Source organism: Pseudomonas plecoglossicida NBRC 103162 = DSM 15088 (assembly GCF_000730665.1).
GTDB classification, from domain to species: domain Bacteria; phylum Pseudomonadota; class Gammaproteobacteria; order Pseudomonadales; family Pseudomonadaceae; genus Aquipseudomonas; species Aquipseudomonas plecoglossicida.
This window is the reverse complement of record NZ_BBIV01000037.1, coordinates 39,696-59,730: the sequence shown is the minus strand read 5'-3', so window position 1 is coordinate 59,730 and position 20,035 is coordinate 39,696. Positions and strand designations below refer to the sequence as shown.

15 protein-coding genes are annotated in these 20,035 nt (G+C 65.2%); 11 read left to right on the top strand and 4 right to left on the bottom strand.

Features of this window, described 5'->3' with window-relative positions; genetic code table 11:
- Window positions 1-62 precede the first annotated feature (62 nt).
- Window positions 63-683, bottom strand: a complete 621-nt coding sequence (locus PPL01S_RS19380) for a TetR/AcrR family transcriptional regulator (protein WP_016392747.1) — start codon at window positions 681-683, stop codon at window positions 63-65.
- 133 nt (window positions 684-816) lie between these two features.
- Between PPL01S_RS19380 and PPL01S_RS19375 the strand changes: the two genes are divergently transcribed.
- Window positions 817-1,089, top strand: a complete 273-nt coding sequence (locus PPL01S_RS19375) for an HU family DNA-binding protein (protein ID WP_028626093.1) — start codon at window positions 817-819, stop codon at window positions 1,087-1,089.
- Here PPL01S_RS19375 and PPL01S_RS19370 read toward each other — a convergent pair.
- The 3 genes from PPL01S_RS19370 to gnd form a co-directional block, all read right to left on the bottom strand.
- Window positions 1,082-2,890 carry a glycoside hydrolase family 15 protein gene (locus tag PPL01S_RS19370; RefSeq protein ID WP_028626092.1) on the bottom strand — a complete coding sequence of 603 codons (1,809 nt, stop codon included), beginning with the start codon at window positions 2,888-2,890 and terminating at the stop codon, window positions 1,082-1,084. The two genes, PPL01S_RS19375 and PPL01S_RS19370, sit on opposite strands and share 8 nt — an antisense overlap.
- Window positions 2,891-3,033: 143 nt before the next feature.
- Window positions 3,034-4,539: a glucose-6-phosphate dehydrogenase gene (gene zwf, locus PPL01S_RS19365; protein WP_028626091.1), complete on the bottom strand. Its 1,506-nt coding sequence runs from the start codon at window positions 4,537-4,539 to the stop codon at window positions 3,034-3,036.
- Window positions 4,536-5,519, bottom strand: a complete 984-nt coding sequence (gnd, locus tag PPL01S_RS19360) for a phosphogluconate dehydrogenase (NAD(+)-dependent, decarboxylating) (RefSeq protein WP_028626090.1) — start codon at window positions 5,517-5,519, stop codon at window positions 4,536-4,538. The genes zwf and gnd overlap by 4 nt, the downstream gene beginning before the upstream one ends.
- A gap of 203 nt (window positions 5,520-5,722) precedes the next feature.
- On the opposite strand from gnd, the gene PPL01S_RS25435 reads away from it, so the two are divergent.
- The 10 genes from PPL01S_RS25435 to PPL01S_RS19315 all read left to right on the top strand — a co-directional run bounded on the left by PPL01S_RS25435 (window position 5,723) and on the right by PPL01S_RS19315 (window position 20,024).
- The gene (locus tag PPL01S_RS25435; protein ID WP_016392751.1) at window positions 5,723-5,890 is read left to right on the top strand and encodes a DUF6026 family protein; all 168 of its coding nucleotides are present in this window, start codon (window positions 5,723-5,725) and stop codon (window positions 5,888-5,890) included.
- 165 nt (window positions 5,891-6,055) lie between these two features.
- Window positions 6,056-6,514 (top strand): SgcJ/EcaC family oxidoreductase, encoded by a 459-nt coding sequence (locus PPL01S_RS19355; RefSeq protein WP_016392752.1) that lies wholly within the window; start codon window positions 6,056-6,058, stop codon window positions 6,512-6,514.
- A gap of 491 nt (window positions 6,515-7,005) precedes the next feature.
- A complete protein-coding gene (gene glgA, locus PPL01S_RS19350) occupies window positions 7,006-8,565 on the top strand; it encodes a glycogen synthase GlgA (protein ID WP_028626089.1) in 1,560 nt (519 codons plus the stop codon).
- Between the two features lie 13 nt (window positions 8,566-8,578).
- Window positions 8,579-10,321 carry a malto-oligosyltrehalose trehalohydrolase gene (gene treZ, locus PPL01S_RS19345; RefSeq protein WP_016392754.1) on the top strand — a complete coding sequence of 581 codons (1,743 nt, stop codon included), beginning with the start codon at window positions 8,579-8,581 and terminating at the stop codon, window positions 10,319-10,321.
- Complete coding sequence (gene malQ / locus PPL01S_RS19340) at window positions 10,318-12,387, top strand: 4-alpha-glucanotransferase (protein WP_016392755.1); 2,070 nt, start codon at window positions 10,318-10,320, stop codon at window positions 12,385-12,387. Before treZ ends, malQ begins: the two co-directional genes overlap by 4 nt.
- On the top strand, window positions 12,384-15,158 hold the full coding sequence (locus PPL01S_RS19335) for a malto-oligosyltrehalose synthase (RefSeq protein ID WP_016392756.1): 2,775 nt from the start codon (window positions 12,384-12,386) through the stop codon (window positions 15,156-15,158). The genes malQ and PPL01S_RS19335 overlap by 4 nt, the downstream gene beginning before the upstream one ends.
- Window positions 15,159-15,175: 17 nt before the next feature.
- Window positions 15,176-15,439, top strand: coding sequence for a DUF2934 domain-containing protein (locus PPL01S_RS19330; RefSeq protein WP_016392757.1), 264 nt, complete (start codon window positions 15,176-15,178; stop codon window positions 15,437-15,439).
- 150 nt (window positions 15,440-15,589) lie between these two features.
- Window positions 15,590-17,743, top strand: coding sequence for a glycogen debranching protein GlgX (gene glgX, locus PPL01S_RS19325; RefSeq protein ID WP_016392758.1), 2,154 nt, complete (start codon window positions 15,590-15,592; stop codon window positions 17,741-17,743).
- A 91-nt stretch (window positions 17,744-17,834) separates the two neighbouring features.
- Window positions 17,835-18,629, top strand: coding sequence for an endonuclease/exonuclease/phosphatase family protein (locus PPL01S_RS19320; RefSeq protein ID WP_016392759.1), 795 nt, complete (start codon window positions 17,835-17,837; stop codon window positions 18,627-18,629).
- A gap of 318 nt (window positions 18,630-18,947) precedes the next feature.
- On the top strand, window positions 18,948-20,024 hold the full coding sequence (locus tag PPL01S_RS19315; protein WP_028626088.1) for an autotransporter domain-containing protein: 1,077 nt from the start codon (window positions 18,948-18,950) through the stop codon (window positions 20,022-20,024).
- Window positions 20,025-20,035 lie beyond the last annotated feature (11 nt).

Genomic DNA, 20,035 nt, shown 5'->3' with positions numbered 1-20,035 from the left:
GGTTAAGTTCAGCGCAGCCCTGTAGGAGCCGGCTTGCCGGCGATTGGGCTGCAAGGCAGCCCCTAGGGCTCCAGCCCGATCCCCCGCAGGATCACACAGGTCACCGTCTGCACCGCCCGCTCGAACGCAGGATCCGACAGCGCTTCACCGCCATTGAGCACCGCGACCTGATAGCCGAAGTCGGCATAGTGCTGGGTCGATGCCCAGATCATGTACAGCAGCGCCGAAGGCTCCACCGGCAGGATGCGCCCCTCTTCCACCCAGCGACGAATCTTGTCTTCCTTGAGCTTGGCCCAGGGCACCAGGCTTTCATCCAGGCTCACACCCAGCACCGGCGCGCCATGCAGCATCTCTTCGGCCCAGATCTTCGAGCCCAGCGGGCGTGAGCGGGAGTGGCCCATCTTGGCGCGGATGTAGCTGGTCAGCACCACGCGCGGGTCGTCGAAGTTCTCGAAACACAGGGCGTCCTGCTTCCAGACATCGAGCAGGTCCTGCAGCACCGCGCGGAACAGGTCGTCCTTGGTGCTGAAGTAGTAGTGCAGGTTGGAACGCGGCAGCTCGGCCTGCTCGGCGATATCACCCATGGTGGTGGCACCGAAGCCCTTGTCGGCGAACACCTTTTCGGCCGCCTGCAGGATCTTTTCAACATTGCGCCGACGAATCTCGATCTTGTGGTTGGCCATGGCCTGTCCAAAACGCCTGAAACCCGTCAAGGCTAACAGCTTTGCAACGGCGGGTACCTGACATTTTTGCCAGTTGCGCCCGCTGCAACCGAGCCTTGACACTCAACGGACACCTCATTGCAAGGATGATCCGATGAACAAGAAACAACTGATCCATGCCGTCGCGGAAATGACTGGTTTGACAAAAACCAAAGCAAAAATCGTCGTGGATGTGGTGGTTGATTCCCTGTCCACGAAGTTGGCCAATGGGGAAGAAATCATGTTGGCCGGCTTCGGAAAGTTCAGCGTGACCCCGGTACCGGAACGCAGCGGGCGCAATCCTCAGACCGGCAACAAGCTGGTCATCGCCGCGCGCAACAAACCCGTGTTCAAGGCCGGCAAAGGGTTGAAGGAAGCAGTCAACTGAGGCCCTGGCCACAGCTCGCCCGATCCCGCACCGGGCACTGCGCCCGGTGCAGGTTCAACGCCGTATTGATGATGCCGATATGGCTGAACGCCTGCGGGAAATTGCCCAGCATGCGCCGCCCGGCAGGGTCGTACTGCTCCGCCAGCAGGCCGAGGTCATTGCACAAGCCGGTCAATCGCGCGTACAGCGCCTGTGCCTCTGGCTCGCGCCCCAGCAACACATAGACATCGGCCAACCAGAACGAGCACACCAGGAAGGTGCCCTCCCCCGGCGTGAGCCCGTCGCTGCAGGTGTCGCTGTCGTAGCGCAACAGCAGGTCATTCTTCAGCAGCCGTCGCTCGATCTGCTCCAGGGTGCGCAGGAAGCGAGGATCCTGCACCGGCAGAAAGCCCGTCAGGGCAATCTGCAGCAGGCTGGCATCCAGTTCTTGCGACCCATACGCCTGGACGAAGAACGCACCGCTCGCATCCAGCCCATGCGTGCAGACTTCGCGGTGAATCTGGTCAGCCACTTGCCGGTAATGCCGGCTGCGTTCGCGATCTTCCTCGGTGGTGTCGGCCAGCCCAGCCGCGCGGTCGAACGCGACCCAGGCCATGACCTTGGAATGCACGAAGTGCTGGCGGGGGCCGCGTACTTCCCACAGGCCTTCGTCCGGCTCACGCCAGATGCGCTCCACGTAGGGCAGGATCGCCCGGGCAATTGCTGCGCTACGCGGGTGACGCGGCAGCCCGCCCTTGATCGCCTGGCTCATGGCATCGGCCAGTTCACCGTAGATATCCAGCTGCCGCTGCTCCGAGGCCGCGTTGCCGATCCGCACCGGTTGCGAATGCTCGTAACCGGCCAGCCAGGGCAAGGTGAACTCCTGCAGGTCGCGCTCGCCGGCCAGTCCATACATGATCTGCATCTGCTCGGGGTTGCCGGCCACCGAGCGCAGCAACCACTCGCGCCAGGCCTGGGCCTCGTCGAAGTAACCCAGGTTCATGAATGCCAGCAGGGTCATGGTGGCGTCGCGCAGCCAGCAGAAGCGGTAGTCCCAGTTGCGCTCGCCACCCACCCGCTCGGGCAACGAGGTGGTGACGGCGGCGACGATGCCGCCGGTGGGGGCGTAGGTCATGGCCTTGAGGGTCAGCAACGAGCGGCGCACCAGGGCGGTGTAGGGCCCCACCTGCGGACAGCGCGCAGCGAACGCCTGCCACTGCTCGATGGTGCGCGCCAAGGCGTCGTCGATATTGCAGTCCGGCTGTACGGGCAGGTGGGAGGGCTGGTGGCGCAGGCTGAAGACGTGACGTTCGCCTGCGCAGACGCGAAAGCGCGCGACCGTGTGCTGGTCACGCGCCTGCGGTGGCACGCTGCTGCACAGGATCAGGCGTTCGGGGCCGGCGACGGCGCTGAGGGTCAGGGGGTCGAGTTTTTCCACCCAAGGGACGCTGCGGCCGTAATCGAAACGCAACACCAGGTCCATTTCGAAACTGGTTTCGCCTGCCATGCCCTCGACGATGCGCACCACCGAGTTGACCTCGTCCAGCGGCATGAAGTCCAGCACCCGGGCGCGGCCGCTGGCGGTGACCCAGGTGGTTTCCAGCACCAGGGTGTCGTCGATGTAGGTGCGGCTGCAATGCTCGACCGGGTCGCTGGGGGCCAGGCGCCAGCGGCCGTTGTCTTCATTGCCCAACAGCGCGGCGAATACCGCCGGGGCGTCGAAACGGGGCAGGCACAGCCAGTCGAGGGAGCCGTCGCGGCTGACCAGGGCGGCGCTGCGGCAGTTGCCGAGCAGGGCGTAGTCTTCGATTGGGGCGGGCATTGCAACTCCTTGGTAGGTTTGTCTGTACGGGCCTCATCGCCGCGGTTCGTCGCCACGACAAGCCGGCTCCCACAAGGATCACAGAACACCCTGTGGGAGCCGGCTTGTCGTGGCGACGAACCGCGGCGATGAGGCCGGAACAGTCACCCCAGCTTGTGCCATTCACGCTTATCGCGGGCCAGCAGCTCATCCCCGGCCTCTGGCCCATCCTCACCGGCCGGGTACTCGTGCACCTCGCCATCCTGCGCCCAGGCATCGAGAAACGGCTGCACCGCACGCCAGCCGTTCTCGATGTTGTCGGCGCGCTGGAACAAGGTCTGGTCGCCGGTCAGGCAGTCATAGATCAACGTCTCGTAGCCCGTCGCCGGGGTCATGTTGAAGAAGTCCTTGTAGGCGAAGCCGAGCTCGACGTTCTCGATCACCATCTCCGGCCCCGGCCGCTTGGCCTGCAGGTCGAACGTCATGCCCTCGTTGGGCTGGATCTGGATCTTCAGGTAGTTGGGCTTGGGCCGCTCCAGCTCCGATTCGCGAAACTGCGCATAGGGCGCCGGCTTGAAGCAGATGGCGATCTCGGTGTCGCGTACGCTCATGCGCTTGCCGGTACGCAGGTAGAACGGCACTCCGGCCCAGCGCCAGTTGTCGATCATCACCTTGAGGGCGACATAGGTTTCGGTCTGGCTGCCTGGCGCGACCTTGTCCTCCTGACGGTAGCCCGGCAGCCGCTTGCGGCCGTGCTTGCCCGCCGTGTACTGGCCACGTACCGAGTTCTTCAAGGCCATCTTCGCCGACCACGGGCGGATGGCACCGATCACCTTGGCCTTTTCCCCGCGCACGGCATCGGCGCCAAAGGCCGCCGGCGGCTCCATGGCGACCATGGCCAGCAACTGGAACAGGTGGTTGGGCACCATGTCGCGCAAGGCACCTGTGTTGTCATAGAACGCACCGCGGGTCTCGACGCCAACGGTTTCGGCGGCGGTGATCTGCACATGGTCGATGTAGTGGTTGTTCCAGAACGATTCGAACAGGCCGTTGGAAAAACGGCTGACCAGAATGTTCTGCACCGTTTCCTTGCCCAGGTAATGGTCGATGCGGTAGATCTGCCGCTCGCTCATCACCTTCAAAAGGCGGGCATTGAGGGCCTCGGCGCTGGCCAGGTCGGTGCCGAAGGGTTTCTCCACCACCACCCGACGGAACCCGCCTGCCGACTCGTCGAGCAGGCCGGCATCGCCCAGGCGCTGGGCCACTTCGGGGAAGAAGCGTGGCGAAGTGGCCAGGTAGAAAATGGCGTTGCCATGGGCGGTCTTGTCGATGCGTTTGGCCAGGGCTGTGTAGGTGGCAGGGTCGAGGAAGTCGCCAGTCTGGTAGTCCAGCCGTCTGGCCAGTCGCGCCCAGCGCTTTTCATCCAGGCATTTGCCGGCGCCCTCGCCGCCCCTGTCGCGCTCTTGCATGAACGCATGCAGGCGCTCGGCGAACGCCTCGGCCGTGGCGGCATTGTGGTCGACGCCCACGATGCGCAGGTTGCGGTCGAGCAAACCGTCACGGTCGAGGTTGTAAAGCGCTGGCATCAGCAAGCGCTTTACCAGGTCGCCATTGGCGCCGAACAGGAACAGGGTGCAGGGTGGAGCCGCTGGAATGGTCTGTTTGGTCATGCGTCTTTCTTCTCGACATGGCCACCGAAGCCCAGGCGCATGGCCGAGAGGATCTTGTCGCCGTAGGTGCCCTGCTGCTGGCGCGAGCGGAAGCGGGCGAACAGTGCGCTGGACAGCACCGGCACCGGCACGGCCTGTTCGACCGCGGCGTCGACGGTCCAGCGGCCTTCGCCACTGTCGGACACCGAGCCGCTGAACTGCGCCAGCTGCGGGTCGCCCACCAGGGCATCGGCGGTCAGGTCGAGCAGCCACGATGTGACCACGCTACCGCGGCGCCAGACCTCGGCGATCTCGGCCACGTCGAGATCGAAGCGCTGGTCCTCGGGCAGTTGCTCGCCGCCTTTGCTGCGCAGCAGGTCGAAGCCCTCGGCGTAGGCCTGCATCAAGCCGTACTCGATGCCGTTGTGCACCATCTTCACGTAGTGCCCTGCGCCTGGCGGGCCGGCGTGGATATAGCCGTGCTCGGCGCGCTGGTGCTCGCCGCTGCGGCCATGGGTGCGGGGAATCTCACCGACACCCGGCGCCAGGGCCTTGAACAACGGCTCCAGGCGTTCGAACACATCCTTCTCGCCGCCGATCATCATGCAGTAGCCGCGCTCCAGGCCCCAGACGCCACCGGAGGTGCCGACATCCAGGTAGTGCAGCCCGCGCTTGGCCAGCTCGCTGGCACGGCGCATGTCGTCCTTGTAGAAGGTATTGCCGCCGTCGATGATCGCATCGCCCGGTTCCAGCATGTCGGCCAGTTGCGCGATGGTCTGCTCGGTAGGCTCGCCAGCCGGCAGCATCACCCACACCGCACGCGGCGCCTTGAGTTTCTGCACCAGCGCGCCAAGGTCGTGGGCGCCCTGGGCGCCCTCGCCTTCCAGGCCGACGACAGCGTCACGGTTGCGGTCATGGACCACCGTGCGATGACCGGCGCGCATCAGGCGCCTTGCGATATTGCCGCCCATGCGGCCCAGCCCGACGATTCCCAGTTGCATGAGCCGATGCTCCCCTGTGCAAATGAATGAAAATTCAGTTCAGCATTTCAGATTAGTCCAGCACACGGACCAGGGGTTCAGCGACGGACGGCGAGACAACGCCAAACAAAAAAGTTCCCAAGGCCTGCAAAAGAATTCAGAATGCGCGCCGCGTGGAGCGACTACGCTTCAATTGTCACCAGCCAAAACCGCGAGGTGTGCTCATGGGTACCTTGATGCCTGCAACTCCAACCCAGACCCTCTATGTCTCCGTGCGTCGTGATGAGCTGCGCAAGTTGAAGGATGAACGCGACCAATTGCGCCAACAGGTCGCCCAGTTGCACATGCTGCTGGAGCAGGCCCGCTCCGACGACAAATCCGTAAGCCTCTGAGTCACCCCATCCTCCCGTGGGGGCTGCACGGCTCCCAACCTGACTGGCAGCGCCGAATAATCACCATTCGACCCAAGATATCTCCGATAGTTGAGCACCGTGGCAGTGCCTACAGTGGCCTGCGTCAAGGGCCCAGCCAGGCGCCCGCGTGCAACGGAGATACCCATGAACATCGCGAAATGCTGCTTGCCCATGGCCCTGCTCGGCCTCGTAGCGCTGCCCCTTCAGGCAGCGGCCCAGAACTGCCAGACCGTCAGCGAACAACATGCACTGGCGCTCTTCGAACAGTGGAACGACAGCCTCAAGAGCGGTGACCCACAGCAGGTCGCCCAGCTCTACCAGCATGACGCCCTGCTGCTGCCCACGGTGTCCATGCAGCCCCGCCTGACCCAGCAAGAGCGCATCGACTACTTCACCCACTTCCTGGCCGAAAAACCCAGCGGCAAGCTGGACAGCCACCACTTCCAGGCGGCGTGCGACACGGCAATCCTCGCCGGCCTTTATACCTTCGATCTTGCCGCCAGCGGCAAGCAGGTGGCGGCACGCTACAGCTTCATCTATCGCTGGAATGGCCAGCAGTGGTTGATCAGCCACCATCACTCGTCCCTGCTGCCTTCGACCTGATCCACAAGCCCGCGGGGCGAGCGCCCCGCCTCAGGGCAAAAATGCCTTGAGCGTGCTGCAAAATGATGCACACCTGCTCTTCGAAGATGCCTCCTGGCTCTCCATTCACACCCGGTCACAAACGCCAACGTTTGCGTCTAGCACGCGTCATAACGAAAGTGACCAACGGGTCACCTTTTTATCTCCGTCTCTCCTACACTCGGTTTTCGGCCCGCGATTTGCTCAGGGAAGAAGCGACCTAAATAAGTCGAACTTTTGCAAACGGTAGCGGGTCAGCAACATAAGTAGGCCATGGTAGAGGGACCACCCTTGCCGAAGCCGACCCAACCCAATTCGATCAATCGCCTTCGGCCGGAATGCCGATTGCGCCGTGCCTGCGCGCACGACCCTGGGGCAAGGACAGCATTACCACGCCAAGAACCAGAGATCGCCAACACGAAATAAAGCAACGGGTGCAAGCACCCGGCCATAACATAGGGACGGAGAGAAGTATGATCAGTGCCGCTGTCGAACCTCACGTAGATTCATTCAACCCGGACAACCGCGAACCGCTCACCCCTGACTTCGCCACGACAGCCAAGGCACCCGGCGCCCAGCGCCAGCACAACCCCAACAAGCGCAAGATCCTGTTCGTCACCTCGGAAATCGCCGACCTGGTCAAGACCGGCGGCCTGGGCGACGTATCGGCAGCGCTGCCGCGGGCACTGGCCCACCTGCATGATGTCCGGGTACTGATCCCCGGCTACCCGCAGGTGATGGAAAGCGACAACCCCATTCATATCGTCGGCGAACTCGGCGGCCATGCGGCGCTGCCACCGTGCAAGATCGGCCGCATGGACCTGGCCGACGGCCTGGTCATCTATGTGCTGATCTGCCCCGAACTGTACCAGCGCGACGGCACGCCCTATGGTGCCAACAACGGCCGCGACTGGCCTGACAACCATATCCGTTTCGCCCGCCTGGGCCTGGCCGCGGCCGAGATCGCCGCAGGCGAAGGCATGATCCACTGGAAACCCGAAGTGGTGCATGCCCACGACTGGCCCGCCGGCCTGGCCCCGGCCTACATGCATTGGCGCGGGCTGAACACGCCGACCCTGTTCACCATCCACAACCTCGCCTACCAGGGCGTGTACAGCCGCGGCTGCAGCCCGGAACTGGCGATCCCGGACCACGCCATGCAACAGGAAGGCATGGAGTTCTACGGCAAGCTGTCGTTCCTCAAGGCCGGCCTTGCCTACTCCAGCCACATCACCACGGTCAGCGCCACCTATGCCCGAGAGATCACCACCCCGGAATTCGGCTGCGGCCTCGATGGCTTCCTGGCCAGCAAGGCCCAGCAAGGTCTGCTTGGCGGCATCCCCAACGGCATCGACGAAAGCTGGGATTCGGCCACCGACAAGCACCTGCAGCACAACTTCAGCATCAATGACTGGGACGGCAAGGCGCGCAACGCCGACGAGGTACGCCATCTGTTCGGCCTGGAGCCTGCCAGCGGCCCGCTGTTCGCCGTGGTCTCGCGCCTGGTCTACCAGAAGGGCCTGGACCTGACCCTGGGCGTGGCCGACTACATCGTCGAGCAAGGCGGCCAGATCGCCATCATTGGTCGCGGCGAGCCGGAAGAAGAACAGGCCATGCGCGATCTGGCGCTGCGCCACCCGGGCCGCATCGGGGTGCACATCGGCTTCAACGAGACCGATGCCCGGCGCATGTTTGCCGGCAGCGACTTCCTGCTCATGCCCTCGCGCTACGAGCCCTGCGGCCTGAGCCAGATGTATGCGCAGCGGTTCGGCTCGTTGCCGGTGGCACGCAACACCGGCGGCCTGGCCGACACCATCGAGAACGGCGTCACCGGTTTCCTGTTCGACGAGTCGACGGTTGAAAGCTACCGCGAGGCACTGAGCCGGGCCTTCTATGTCTACGGCAAGAAGAACCTGCTCAATGCCATGCGCTGCCTGTCCATGACCCAGCCGTTCAACTGGTGCCAGGCGGTCGAGCCCTACGCCCGCCTCTACGAGGACCTGGTCAAGCAGACCCAGTTCAGCCACTACTAAGCGGGGGTCGAAGATGCACAGGCATGGCGCACACTTGCTGGACGCCACGTCGGCGCGCTTCGCCCTCTGGGCGCCCGATGCGCGCAGCGTGAGCTTGGAACTGGAGCAGCAGCCGGCGATCGAGCTGCTGGCCGATGACGATGGCTGGTACACGGGAGTCGCCGCGTGCCAGGCAGGTGACCGTTATCACTACCGTATCGATGGCCAGCTGCAGGTGGCCGACCCCGCGTCGCGCTACCAGCCTGAAGGCGTGCAGGGGCCGAGCCAGCTGGTCGACACCGGGGCCCATGCCTGGCAGCACCCATGGCAGGGCCGGCCCTGGCACGAAGCGGTGATCCAGGAGCTGCACGTCGGCGTGCTCGATGGCTACGACGGCGTGGCCCGGCACCTGCCGCGCCTGGCCGAGCTGGGCATCAGCGCCATCGAGCTGATGCCCCTCGGGCAGTTTCCGGGCGAACGCAACTGGGGCTACGACGGCGTGCTGCCCTACGCGCCGCAGCACAGCTACGGCAGCCCCGAGCAATTGTGCGCGCTGGTCGACGATGCCCACGGCCACGGCCTGATGGTGCTGGTGGACGTGGTCTACAACCACTTCGGCCCCGACGGCAATTACCTGCATCAGTACGCCAGCCCGTTTTTCCGCCAGGACCGGCAGACGCCCTGGGGCGCCGCGATCGACTTCCGCCGCCCCGAGGTGCGCGAGTACTTTATCCAGAACGCCCTGATGTGGCTGTGCGAGTACCGCTGCGACGGCCTGCGCCTGGACGCCGTGCATGCCATCGACCAGCCGGATTTTCTCGTCGAGCTGGCGCAGCGGGTGCGCACTGCCGTGGAGCCTGGCCGGCATGTCTGGCTGGTGCTGGAGAACGAGCACAACCAGGCCTCGCTGCTCGAACAGGGCTTCGACGCCCAGTGGAACGACGACGGCCACAATGCCCTGCACGTGCTGCTGACCGGCGAGACCGAAGGCTACTACGCCGACTACCGGCAACGGCCGATCGACAAACTGGCTCGCTGCCTGGGCGAAGGCTTCGTGTTCCAGGGCCAAGCCAACCGCCACGGCACGCCACGCGGCGAACCCAGCGGCCACTTGCCGCCCAGCGCGTTCGTGCTGTTCCTGCAGAACCATGACCAGGTCGGCAACCGCGCCCTGGGTGAGCGCCTCACCCGGCTGTGCCCGCCGCCGGCCCTGCGTGCCGCGACTGCCCTGCTGCTGCTGGCACCGATGATCCCGCTTCTGTTCATGGGCGACGACGACGGCAGTTGCCGGCCGTTCCTGTTCTTCACCGACTTCCACGACGAACTGGCCGATGCCGTGCGCGAAGGCCGCCGCGGCGAGTTCGCCCACTTTCGCGCCTTCGCCGACCCACACCAGCGCGAACGGATTCCCGACCCCAACGCCGAACAGACCTTCGAGGCCTCACGGCCACAGCGCCAGGAAGTCATCGCTGGCTGGCACGGTTTATACCAACAGCTGCTGGCGCTGCGCCAACGCCACGTCATCCCGCACCTGCTCGGCAGCCACGCACTGGGTGCCGAGGTACTGGGCGACAAGGCGCTGAGCGCCCGTTGGCGGCTTGGGGATGGCAGCACCCTGCGCATCGACCTGAACCTGGCAGACACGCCCCAGGCCGCAGCCCTGCCCCCCGCCGAACTGCGCCTGTTCGACAGCAGCGACACCACGCACCCTGACACCGCACTATCGGCCTACAGCTGCGTGGTCAGCCTGCTTGCACCTGGCCAGGAGAGCCCATGAGCGAAACCGCACTGCACCGCCTGGCCGCCCGCGTCGGCCTTGCCCGTGACTGGATCGATGCCAACAACCGGCCACAGCAGGTGGCCGACGAGGTGCTGCGCAAGGTCCTCGAAGGCCTGGGCCACCCAGCCGCCGACGACAGCGCCGTCCACAGCAGCCTGCACGCTGTCGAAGCCTGCGAAGACAGCCAGCACCTGCCGCCCCTTCTGACTGCCGAGGTTGACCAGCCGCTGGCCTTGGCGCACTTCTTCGCACCTGCCAGCAACGCCTTATGCACCCTGGAGGACGGCAGCCAGCGCCGCATCGCCCTCGACGCCCAGGCGCACCTGCCGGGCCAGCTGCCCATCGGCTATCACCAGGTGGAAATCGAAGGTCGCACCTTTGTCCTCGCCGTGGCACCCCCGCGCTGCTACAGCCTGGCAGACGCCATCCAGCAACCGCCGCCACGCTGCTGGGGCATCGCCGTGCAGCTGTACAGCCTGCGCCGCACGGGCGACGGCGGCTTCGGCGACTGCCTGGCGCTGGAGCAACTGGCGCGCAGCGCCGCCGAACGCGGCGCCGACGCCTTGGCCATCAGCCCGATCCATGCCTTGTCGGCGGTCGACCAACTGCACTACAGCCCCTACTCACCGTCCAGCCGCCTGCTGCTCAACACCCTCTATGCCAGCCCCGCGGCCATTCTCGGCGAGCGCGCCGTGCGCATGGCCATCGACGCCTGCCGCCTGGAGCAGACGCTCGAAGACCTGGAACGCCGCCCGCTGGTGGACTGGCCACGCGCCGCCTATGCCCGGCTGAGCCTGCTCGAAGCGCTGTACCAGGACTTCAGCCAGGGCGATCACCCGTTGCGCAAGGACTTCGACAGCTACCGCGGCGCTGCAGGTCAGGCCCTGGAGCACCACTGCCGTTTCGAAGTGCTGCAAGCGCAAGCTGTCGACCACGGCCTGGGGGGTGACTGGCGCAACTGGCCCAGTGCCTGGCACGACCCTTATCACCCCGAGGTCGAAGCCTTCGCCAACGCCTACCCGGCGAAGATCGAGTTCCACGCCTTTTGCCAATGGCTGACCGAACGCAGCCTGCAACGCGCCCAGGAGGCCGCGCGCAGCAACGGCATGGCGATCGGCCTGATCGCCGACCTGGCCGTAGGCGCAGACGGTGCCGGCAGCCAGGCCTGGAGCCGCCAGGACGAGCTGCTGGCCAACCTCAAGGTCGGCGCGCCACCCGACATCCTCAATCGCGCCGGGCAGGACTGGGGGATCTGCGCGTTCTCCCCGGAAGGCCTCAAGCGCAATGGCTACCGCGCCTTCATCGAGATGTTGCGGGCCAACCTGGCGCACGCCGGCGGCCTGCGCATCGACCACGTGATGGGCCTGCGCCGACTGTGGTTGATCCCGCGTGGCTGCAAGCCCAGCGAAGGCGCCTACCTCGATTACCCGCTGGAGGATCTGCTGCGCCTGTTGGCCCTGGAGTCGGTGCGGCACCAGGCGATCATCCTTGGCGAAGATCTCGGCACGGTGCCTGAAGGGCTGCGCGAACAGCTGGCCGACAAAGCGCTGCTAGGCATGCGCGTATTGCCCTTCGAGCAGACCCACCCCGGACACTTCAAGCCGATCCTCGACTGGCCGGACGATGCCTTGGCCACCACCGGCACCCACGACCTGGCGCCCCTGGCCGGCTGGCTGCAGAGCCGGGATATCGACTGGAACCAGCGCCTGAAGTTGATCGATGCCGCCACCGAACTGCACTGGCGACACGAACGGCAAAAGGAGCGGGACGGCCTGCGCCGCACCCTGGAAGCCAATTATGGGCCCTTGACGGACAACGACGCACTGATCGATGCCGCGATCCGCTACGTCGGCCACACCCGCGCGCCGCTGGTGCTGATCCCGCTGGAAGACCTGCTCGGCAGCGATGAACAACCCAACCTGCCAGGTACCACCGAAGGCCACCCCAACTGGCGCCGGCGCTTCGCCGCGCCGGTGGGCGAGCTGCTCGACGACGAAGACGCCGCTCGCCGCCTGGAGCTGTTGGCCCAGGCCCGCGAGCAAGCTTGGGAGCGTGACCGATGAAGCCGTTGACCGCGACCCTGCGCCTGCAACTGCACAGTGACTTCACCCTCGACCATGCGGTGCCGCTGGTGCCCTACTTCGCCCAGCTGGGCATCAGCCATGTGTATGCCTCGCCGATCCTCAAGGCCCGTGCAGGCTCGCGCCACGGCTACGACGTGGTCGACCCGACCCAGATCAACCCGGAGCTGGGCGGCGAAGCCGCGCTGGAACGCCTGGTGGCCGCCCTGCGCCAACATGGCATGGGGCTGATCCTCGACACCGTGTCCAACCACATGGCCGTGGGCGGCGCCGACAACCCGTGGTGGCAGAGCCTGCTGGCATGGGGGCGACGCAGCCCCTATGCCGAATTCTTCGACATCCAGTGGCATTCCAACGACCCCCTGCTGGCTGGCCAGTTGTTGCTGCCGTTTCTTGCCAGCGACTATGGCATGGCGTTGAAGAACGGCGAGATCCCGCTGCAGTTCGATGCCCATCAGGGCGTACTGCAGATCGCCCACTACGACCACCGATTCCCGATCTGCCCCATCGATTACGGCTGGATATTGTCCCTGAGCCCGGAGCCTGCCCTGCAGGCGCTGGCCGAGCACTTCACGGCCCTGCACGAGCATGCCGCGCCGCTGGCCGCCGCCCTGCCCCTGCACGTCGAGCTGGCGCGCCTGGTGGCCGATGGGGCCGACCTCGAATCCGCCCTCGTCGCCTTCGACAGCCGCTGCGAGAACGGCTTCAAGCGCCTGCACCTGCTGCTTGAGCGCCAGACCTACCGGCTGGCCAGCTGGCGCACCGCCGCCGACGACATCAACTGGCGGCGCTTCTTCGACATCAACGAGCTGGGTGGCTTGCGGGTGGAGCGCGCGGTGGTGTTCGAGGCGACCCACGCCAAGCTGTTCGAGCTGATCGAGCGGGGCCTGGTGGACGGCTTGCGCATCGACCACATCGACGGTCTGGCCGACCCGCGTGGCTACTGCCGCAAGCTGCGCCGGCGGGTCACCGGCCTGCTCGCCAGCCGACCGCTGTCGGCAGCGCTGGAGCACTTCCCGATCTACGTGGAAAAGATCCTCGGCAGTGATGAACACCTGCACCGCGACTGGCTCACCGACGGCACTACCGGCTACGAATTCATGAACCAGGTGTCGCTGCTGCAGCACGACCCGGCAGGCGAAGCGCCACTCACCGAGCTGTGGGCCACGCTCAGCGAACGCCCCGCGTTTGCCGAGGAAGTGCGCCAGGCCCGCCATTTGGTGCTCAATGCCAGCCTGGCCGGCGATTGCGAATCGGTGGCCCAGGCGCTGCTGCAGGTGGCCCGCGACGACCTGATGACCCGCGACCTGACCCTCGGCGCCATCCGCCGTGCGCTGCAGGCGCTGGTCGCCCACTACCCGGTGTACCGCACCTATTTCAACGCCTGCGGGCGCCCGGCCGAGGACGAAAAATGCTTCCAGCAGGCCCTGGCCAATGCTCGCCAGGACCTTGCCGAAGCCGACTGGCCGCTGCTCGAGCAGCTGGCGCACTGGCTCGGCGGCCAACCTTGGCGCCAATTGCCCCACGGCCGACCCCGCAAGCACCTGCGCCATGCCTGCGTGCGTTTCCAGCAACTGACTGCGCCCAGTGCGGCCAAGGCGGTGGAAGACACCGCCTTCTACCGCTCGGCTCGGCTGCTGTCGCGCAATGACGTCGGCTTCGACGCAGAACGCTTCGCTGCCGGCGCCGAGTACTTCCACAACGAGGCCCAGCGCCGTCTGCGTGACTTCCCCGACAACCTGCTGGCCACCGCCACCCACGACCACAAGCGCGGCGAAGACACCCGTGCGCGCCTGGCGGTATTGAGCGAACGGGGCACGTGGCTGGCCAGCCGGGTGGAACACTGGCGCGAGCTCGCTGCCCCCCTGCGCGAGCAGCTGGACGATGGCCCGGCGCCGAGCCCGGGCGATGAATTGCTGTTGCTGCAGACCCTGCTCGGCAGTTGGCCGCTGGCGCTGGACCTGCACGACGACAGTGCAGTGCGCCGCTACGCCGAACGCATACGCCAGTGGCAGCAGAAAGCACTGCGCGAGGCCAAGCTGCGCAGCAGCTGGAATGCACCCAACGAAGCCTATGAAGGGGCCTGCGCTGCCTATGTCGATGGCCTGCTGCAAGGCCGCGAGAACCAGCAGTTGCGCCAGTCACTGGCGGATGCCGCGCAGTTGATCGCCTGCCCCGGCGCGCTCAACGGGCTGGTCCAGGCGCTGCTGCGCATGACCGTGCCCGGCGTGCCCGACTTGTACCAGGGCAACGAGTACTGGGATTTCAGCCTGGTCGATCCGGATAACCGCCAGGCAGTGGACTACGCCGCCAGGCGTCGCACCCTGGACGACGCTGCGGCCCCCGCTGAACTGCTCGCGCACTGGCATGACGGACGCATCAAGCAGGCCCTGGTTGCGCGGGTGCTGGATTGCCGCCAGGCCCACGCCGAGCTGTTCCGCCGCGGCGCCTATCTGCCTCTGACCGTGCAGGGCCGGCATGCCGACGAGGTGCTCGCATTCGCTCGCCTGGGTGAAGGCGAGCGCGCCATCGTGGTGGCCCCGCGCCTGGCCAGCGGCCTGTTGGAGGGCGCCACGACACCGTTGATCCCGGCGCAGAACTGGGACGACACCCGGGTGATCCTGCCGTTTGCCGCGTCACCTGCAACCTCGACGGGACTTTTCCCCTGCGCGGCGGTCAGCCCTTCAAAGGAGCTGCTGGTAAGCGCGGTGCTGGCGGAGTTTCCGGTCAACCTGTTGATACAACAATCTTGAATATCAGGAGCGTCACGATGAGTGTCGATGAAAAACGTATTCGCGAATTCGCCTATCAGATCTGGGAGTCGGAGGGTAAGCCCGCTGGCCAGGAAGACCGGCACTGGGACATGGCGCGCAAGCTGGCCGAGGCCGAGGCGCTAGCGCCCAAGGCAGCGCCACGCAAGAAGGCGGCGGCCAAGCCCAAGGCACCGGCCGAGCCCAAGGCGGCAGCGTTGCCAGGGGTTGAGCCGGCAGTAGCGAAGAAGCCACGGGCGGTGAAGAAACCGAGCGCTGGTTGAGCCTGTTCGGGCCCTATCGCCGGCAAGCCGGCTCCCACAGGGTCACCCAGTTCTCGCGTTTTATCGGGTACCTGTGGGAGCCGGCTTGCCGGCGATAGGGCCACCCCTGCCTTGCGCAAACTCCCTTCCCCCGGCCAATCGAGGACCGCCATGAGCCCCCGCACCCCGAAGAAAACCCGCTCCGTCGCCCCGTCGCGCATCCGTGAAGGCATGCCCTTCCCCCTCGGCGCTACCTGGGACGGCCTGGGTGTCAACTTCGCCCTGTTCTCGGCCAACGCCACCAAGGTCGAACTGTGCCTATTCGACGCCAGCGGCGAGCAGGAAATCGAGCGCATCGAGCTCCCCGAATACACCGACGAGATCTTCCACGGCTACCTGCCCGACGCTCATCCAGGGCTGATCTACGGCTACCGTGTGCACGGCCCCTACGCGCCGCAGAACGGCCACCGCTTCAACCCCAACAAGCTGCTGATCGACCCTTACGCCAAGCAACTGGTCGGCAGCCTGAAATGGTCCGAGGCGCTGTTCGGCTACACCATCGGCCACCCTGACGGCGACCTGTCGTTCGATGAACGCGACAGCGCGCCCTTCGTGCCCAAGTGCAAGGTGATCGACCCGGCCTTCACCTGGGGCCGCGACCAGCGCGTGCTGGTGCCATGGGAGCGCACCATCCTCTACGAGGCCCATGCGCGCGGCATCAGCATGCGCCACCCGGCGGTCCCGGAAGAGCTGCGCGGCACCTTCGCGGGCCTGGCCAACGACGAGCTGCTCAAGCACATCAAGGACCTTGGTGTGTCGAGCATCGAGCTGCTGCCGATCCATGCCTTCGTCAACGACCAGCACCTGCTCGACAAGGGCCTGAACAACTACTGGGGCTACAACAGCATCGCCTTCTTCGCACCGCACCCCCGTTACCTGGCCAGCGGCAAGATCGCCGAGTTCAAGGAGATGGTCGCGCACCTGCATGACGCAGGCCTGGAGGTGATCCTCGATGTGGTCTACAACCACACCGCCGAAGGCAACGAGCGCGGCCCGACCCTGTCTATGCGCGGCATCGACAACGCCTCCTACTACCGCCTGATGCCCGACGACAAGCGCTATTACATCAACGATTCCGGCACCGGCAACACCCTCGACCTCAGCCACCCGTGCGTGCTGCAGCTGGTCACCGACTCGCTGCGCTACTGGGCCGGCGAAATGCACGTCGATGGCTTCCGCTTCGACCTGGCGACCATCCTTGGCCGCTACCACGAGGGCTACAGCGAACGCCACGGCTTCCTCGTGGCCTGCCGCCAGGACCCGATGCTCAGCCAGGTCAAGCTCATCGCCGAGCCCTGGGACTGTGGCCCGGGCGGCTACCAGGTGGGCAACTTCGCACCGGGTTGGGCGGAGTGGAACGATCGCTTTCGCGACACCGTGCGCGCTTTCTGGAAGGGTGACGAAGGCCAACTGGCCGACTTCGCCGCACGCATGACCGCCTCGGGCGACATGTTCAACAACCGTGGCCGGCGGCCCTACGCCTCGGTCAACTTCGTCACCGCCCACGACGGCTTCACCCTGCGCGACCTGGTGTCGTACAACAGCAAGCACAACGAGGACAACGACGAGAACAACCAGGACGGCACCGACAACAACCTGTCGTGGAACTGCGGCGTCGAAGGCCCCACCGACGACCCGCAGATCAATGCCCTGCGCATGCGCCAGATGCGCAACTACTTCGCCACCTTGCTGCTGGCCCAGGGCACGCCGATGATCGTCGCCGGCGACGAATTCAGCCGCACCCAGCATGGCAACAACAATGCCTACTGCCAGGACAGCGAGATCGGCTGGATCAACTGGGACCTGGACGAGGACGGCCAGGCGCTGCTGGCATTCGTCCAGCGCCTGACCCGCTTGCGCCTGGCCTACCCGGTGCTGCGCCGCTCGCGCTTCCTGGTGGGCGACTACAACGAGGCCATCGGGGTCAAGGACGTGACCTGGCTGGCGCCGGACGGCAGCGAGATGACCGTGGAGCAGTGGGAAGACCCCAATGGGCGTTGCCTGGGCATGCTGATCGACGGGCGCGCGCAGGTCAGCGGCATTGCCCGGCCCGGGTCCGAGGCGACCATGCTGATCATCGTCAACGCCCACCATGATGTGGTGCCGTTCCAGCTGCCGGCGGTGCCGGAAGGTGAGTACTGGAGTTGCCTGGTCGACACCGACCGGCCGGAAATGCGCAAGCCACAGCACCTGCAGTTCGACAGCACGTTCGAGGTCAAGGGGCGATCGTTCCTGCTGATGGTGTTGCAGCGCGAGGAAGAGTGAACCCAGCTTGTCCTGGCCGGTCCCATGACTATCTGTGGCCTGTACCGGCGATAGGGCCGGTATGGACAACATCCTCACTCAAGGAGCCACCGTGAACCCCGAAGCCGGCCGTCCAGGTTTCGCCCATGCTGACCCATCCGCGGCCGTGCACCGGCTGCGGGTGCTGACGGTGAACACGCACAAGGGCTTCACGGCCTTCAACCGTCGCTTCATCCTGCACGAACTGCGCGAAGCGGTGCGCAGCACCCAGGCCGATATCGTGTTTCTCCAGGAAGTGCTCGGCAGCCATGACCGGCATGCCGCACGCTACCCCGGCTGGCCGCAGACTTCACAATACGAGTTTCTCGCCGACAGCATGTGGAGCGACTTCGCCTACGGCCGCAATGCGGTCTACCCCGACGGCCATCATGGCAACGCGCTGCTTTCCAAATACCCGATCATCGAACACCGCAACCTCGACGTGTCGATCACCGGCCCCGAGCGGCGTGGCCTGTTGCACTGCGTGCTCGACGTGCCAGGCCAGCGCCAGGTGCATGCGATCTGCGTGCACCTGTCGTTGCTCGAGAGTCACCGCCAGAAACAGCTGCAGTTGCTGGGCCAACTGCTCGACGCACTGCCAGCCGATGCGCCGGTGATCATTGCCGGTGATTTCAACGACTGGAAGCTGCGCGGCAACCGCACCTTGCGCCTGCAACGCGACTTGCACGAGGCCTTCGAACGGCACCACGGATTGCTCGCGCGCACGTATCCGGCGCGCCTGCCTTTACTGGCCCTGGACCGCATCTACCTGCGCAATGCCGAAAGCCATGCGCCCAGGATTCTGGGGCACAAACCTTGGACCCACCTCTCCGATCATCTGCCATTGGCCGTGGAAGTGAGGCTGTAGCAATGATTCGTCATAGCCACAGCGCGGCAAATAGCGAACACCACTATCTGAGCCGTTTTTCCGAAGAAAAACAACGTGATATCGACCTTCGCCAGGGGTGTCCGGTTTTTTAACACATTCTTGACGCAACCCCCCAACTCACCTTAGCTGAACAATTACCTAGTCGTAGAAAACTCGCGCCGGGCCTTTAGCTCGCGCCTTTGTGCGCGCTCGCGAAAGCTGGCGTGCCGGTTTGGGTCGCCCTCTGTTTTTGCCGTACAGCTCGTGACAACCGGCCAGGTCCTTGGGCTGTACAACAAAAAACAGAGGAGATCCGCCATGAAAAGAACCTCGATCCCCGTGCGCTTCGATCGAATCTTATACGCGGTTTCCACGTCGATGCTTCTGGCAACCCCGGTGGAAACCTTTGCCCTCGAACTGCAGGACGATCCAACGTTCTCCGCATTTCTGCAACAACCGGCAGTGCCAAGCCTGTCGCTCGAGCCGGTCGGTGCCAGCGCCATCAACCTGGACACGCTGGCAGCCTTCTCCGACAACATGAGCGAACGCCACGGCCAGATGGCCCCTGACCTTGTAGCCAGCCAATGGAAGCAATTCTTCCCCACCGCCCCACGGCTCGGTGCGCAGCCACCCGAACAGCTGGAAGCACCCAGCCAGCAACTGATGATCGGCCCGGACCTGTTCGTGCGCGAAACCCCCGGCGGCAATGTGCACCGCGCGGGTATCTTCGTTGGCCACAACAACCTGCAAAGCAGCTTCAGCGGAACGCGCCCCTTGCTCGGCGACAAGCAACGCAATGCCGTCAACCTCAGTGGCGAGAGCCTGGGGATGTACTGGAGCATGACCCATGAACAGGGATGGCACGTGGATGCCGTGGCCATGGGTTCGCGCATCGATGTCATGGGCCGCGGCGACAGCGGCCAGCGCCTGAACGACAGCGGCCATGCCATGACCTTTTCCGTGGAGGGCGGTTATCCGATTCGCCTGGGCAACACTTGGGTGATCGAGCCGCAGGCGCAGTTGATCAACCAGCGCTTCTTCCCCGGCAACCAGGTACAGGAAGAAACCTTGCAGGCGTTCGACAGCCAGCCCACCTGGAGTGGCCGGGTCGGTGCCAAGTTGTCGGGAAAATACTACGTGCGCGGCATGCCGATCGAACCCTATGTGCGCACCAACGTCTGGTATGACTTCAACGACACCGACGAGGTGAAGCTGGACGAGGTCGACAAGATCTCCAGCTCTCGGTATTCGACCACGGTGGAACTGGGCCTGGGGCTGGTGGCGCGGGTGACGCCTTCTGTGGCGCTGTTTGTCAGTGCCGATTACAGCAGTGATGTGGATGGCAATGACTTGAATGGGTTGATTGGCAGCCTTGGGGTCAGGATGAGATGGTAGGCAGGTCTGGC

What these genes read in the sequence shown, in the direction of transcription:
- PPL01S_RS19380 (WP_016392747.1), bottom strand. Translation starts at nt 683, where the DNA reads ATGGCCAACCACAAGATCGAGATTCGTCGGCGCAATGTTGAAAAGATC.
- PPL01S_RS19375 (WP_028626093.1), top strand. Translation starts at nt 817, where the DNA reads ATGAACAAGAAACAACTGATCCATGCCGTCGCGGAAATGACTGGTTTG.
- PPL01S_RS19370 (WP_028626092.1), bottom strand. Translation starts at nt 2,890, where the DNA reads ATGCCCGCCCCAATCGAAGACTACGCCCTGCTCGGCAACTGCCGCAGC.
- zwf (WP_028626091.1), bottom strand. Translation starts at nt 4,539, where the DNA reads ATGACCAAACAGACCATTCCAGCGGCTCCACCCTGCACCCTGTTCCTG.
- gnd (WP_028626090.1), bottom strand. Translation starts at nt 5,519, where the DNA reads ATGCAACTGGGAATCGTCGGGCTGGGCCGCATGGGCGGCAATATCGCA.
- PPL01S_RS25435 (WP_016392751.1), top strand. Translation starts at nt 5,723, where the DNA reads ATGGGTACCTTGATGCCTGCAACTCCAACCCAGACCCTCTATGTCTCC.
- PPL01S_RS19355 (WP_016392752.1), top strand. Translation starts at nt 6,056, where the DNA reads ATGAACATCGCGAAATGCTGCTTGCCCATGGCCCTGCTCGGCCTCGTA.
- glgA (WP_028626089.1), top strand. Translation starts at nt 7,006, where the DNA reads ATGATCAGTGCCGCTGTCGAACCTCACGTAGATTCATTCAACCCGGAC.
- treZ (WP_016392754.1), top strand. Translation starts at nt 8,579, where the DNA reads ATGCACAGGCATGGCGCACACTTGCTGGACGCCACGTCGGCGCGCTTC.
- malQ (WP_016392755.1), top strand. Translation starts at nt 10,318, where the DNA reads ATGAGCGAAACCGCACTGCACCGCCTGGCCGCCCGCGTCGGCCTTGCC.
- PPL01S_RS19335 (WP_016392756.1), top strand. Translation starts at nt 12,384, where the DNA reads ATGAAGCCGTTGACCGCGACCCTGCGCCTGCAACTGCACAGTGACTTC.
- PPL01S_RS19330 (WP_016392757.1), top strand. Translation starts at nt 15,176, where the DNA reads ATGAGTGTCGATGAAAAACGTATTCGCGAATTCGCCTATCAGATCTGG.
- glgX (WP_016392758.1), top strand. Translation starts at nt 15,590, where the DNA reads ATGAGCCCCCGCACCCCGAAGAAAACCCGCTCCGTCGCCCCGTCGCGC.
- PPL01S_RS19315 (WP_028626088.1), top strand. Translation starts at nt 18,948, where the DNA reads ATGAAAAGAACCTCGATCCCCGTGCGCTTCGATCGAATCTTATACGCG.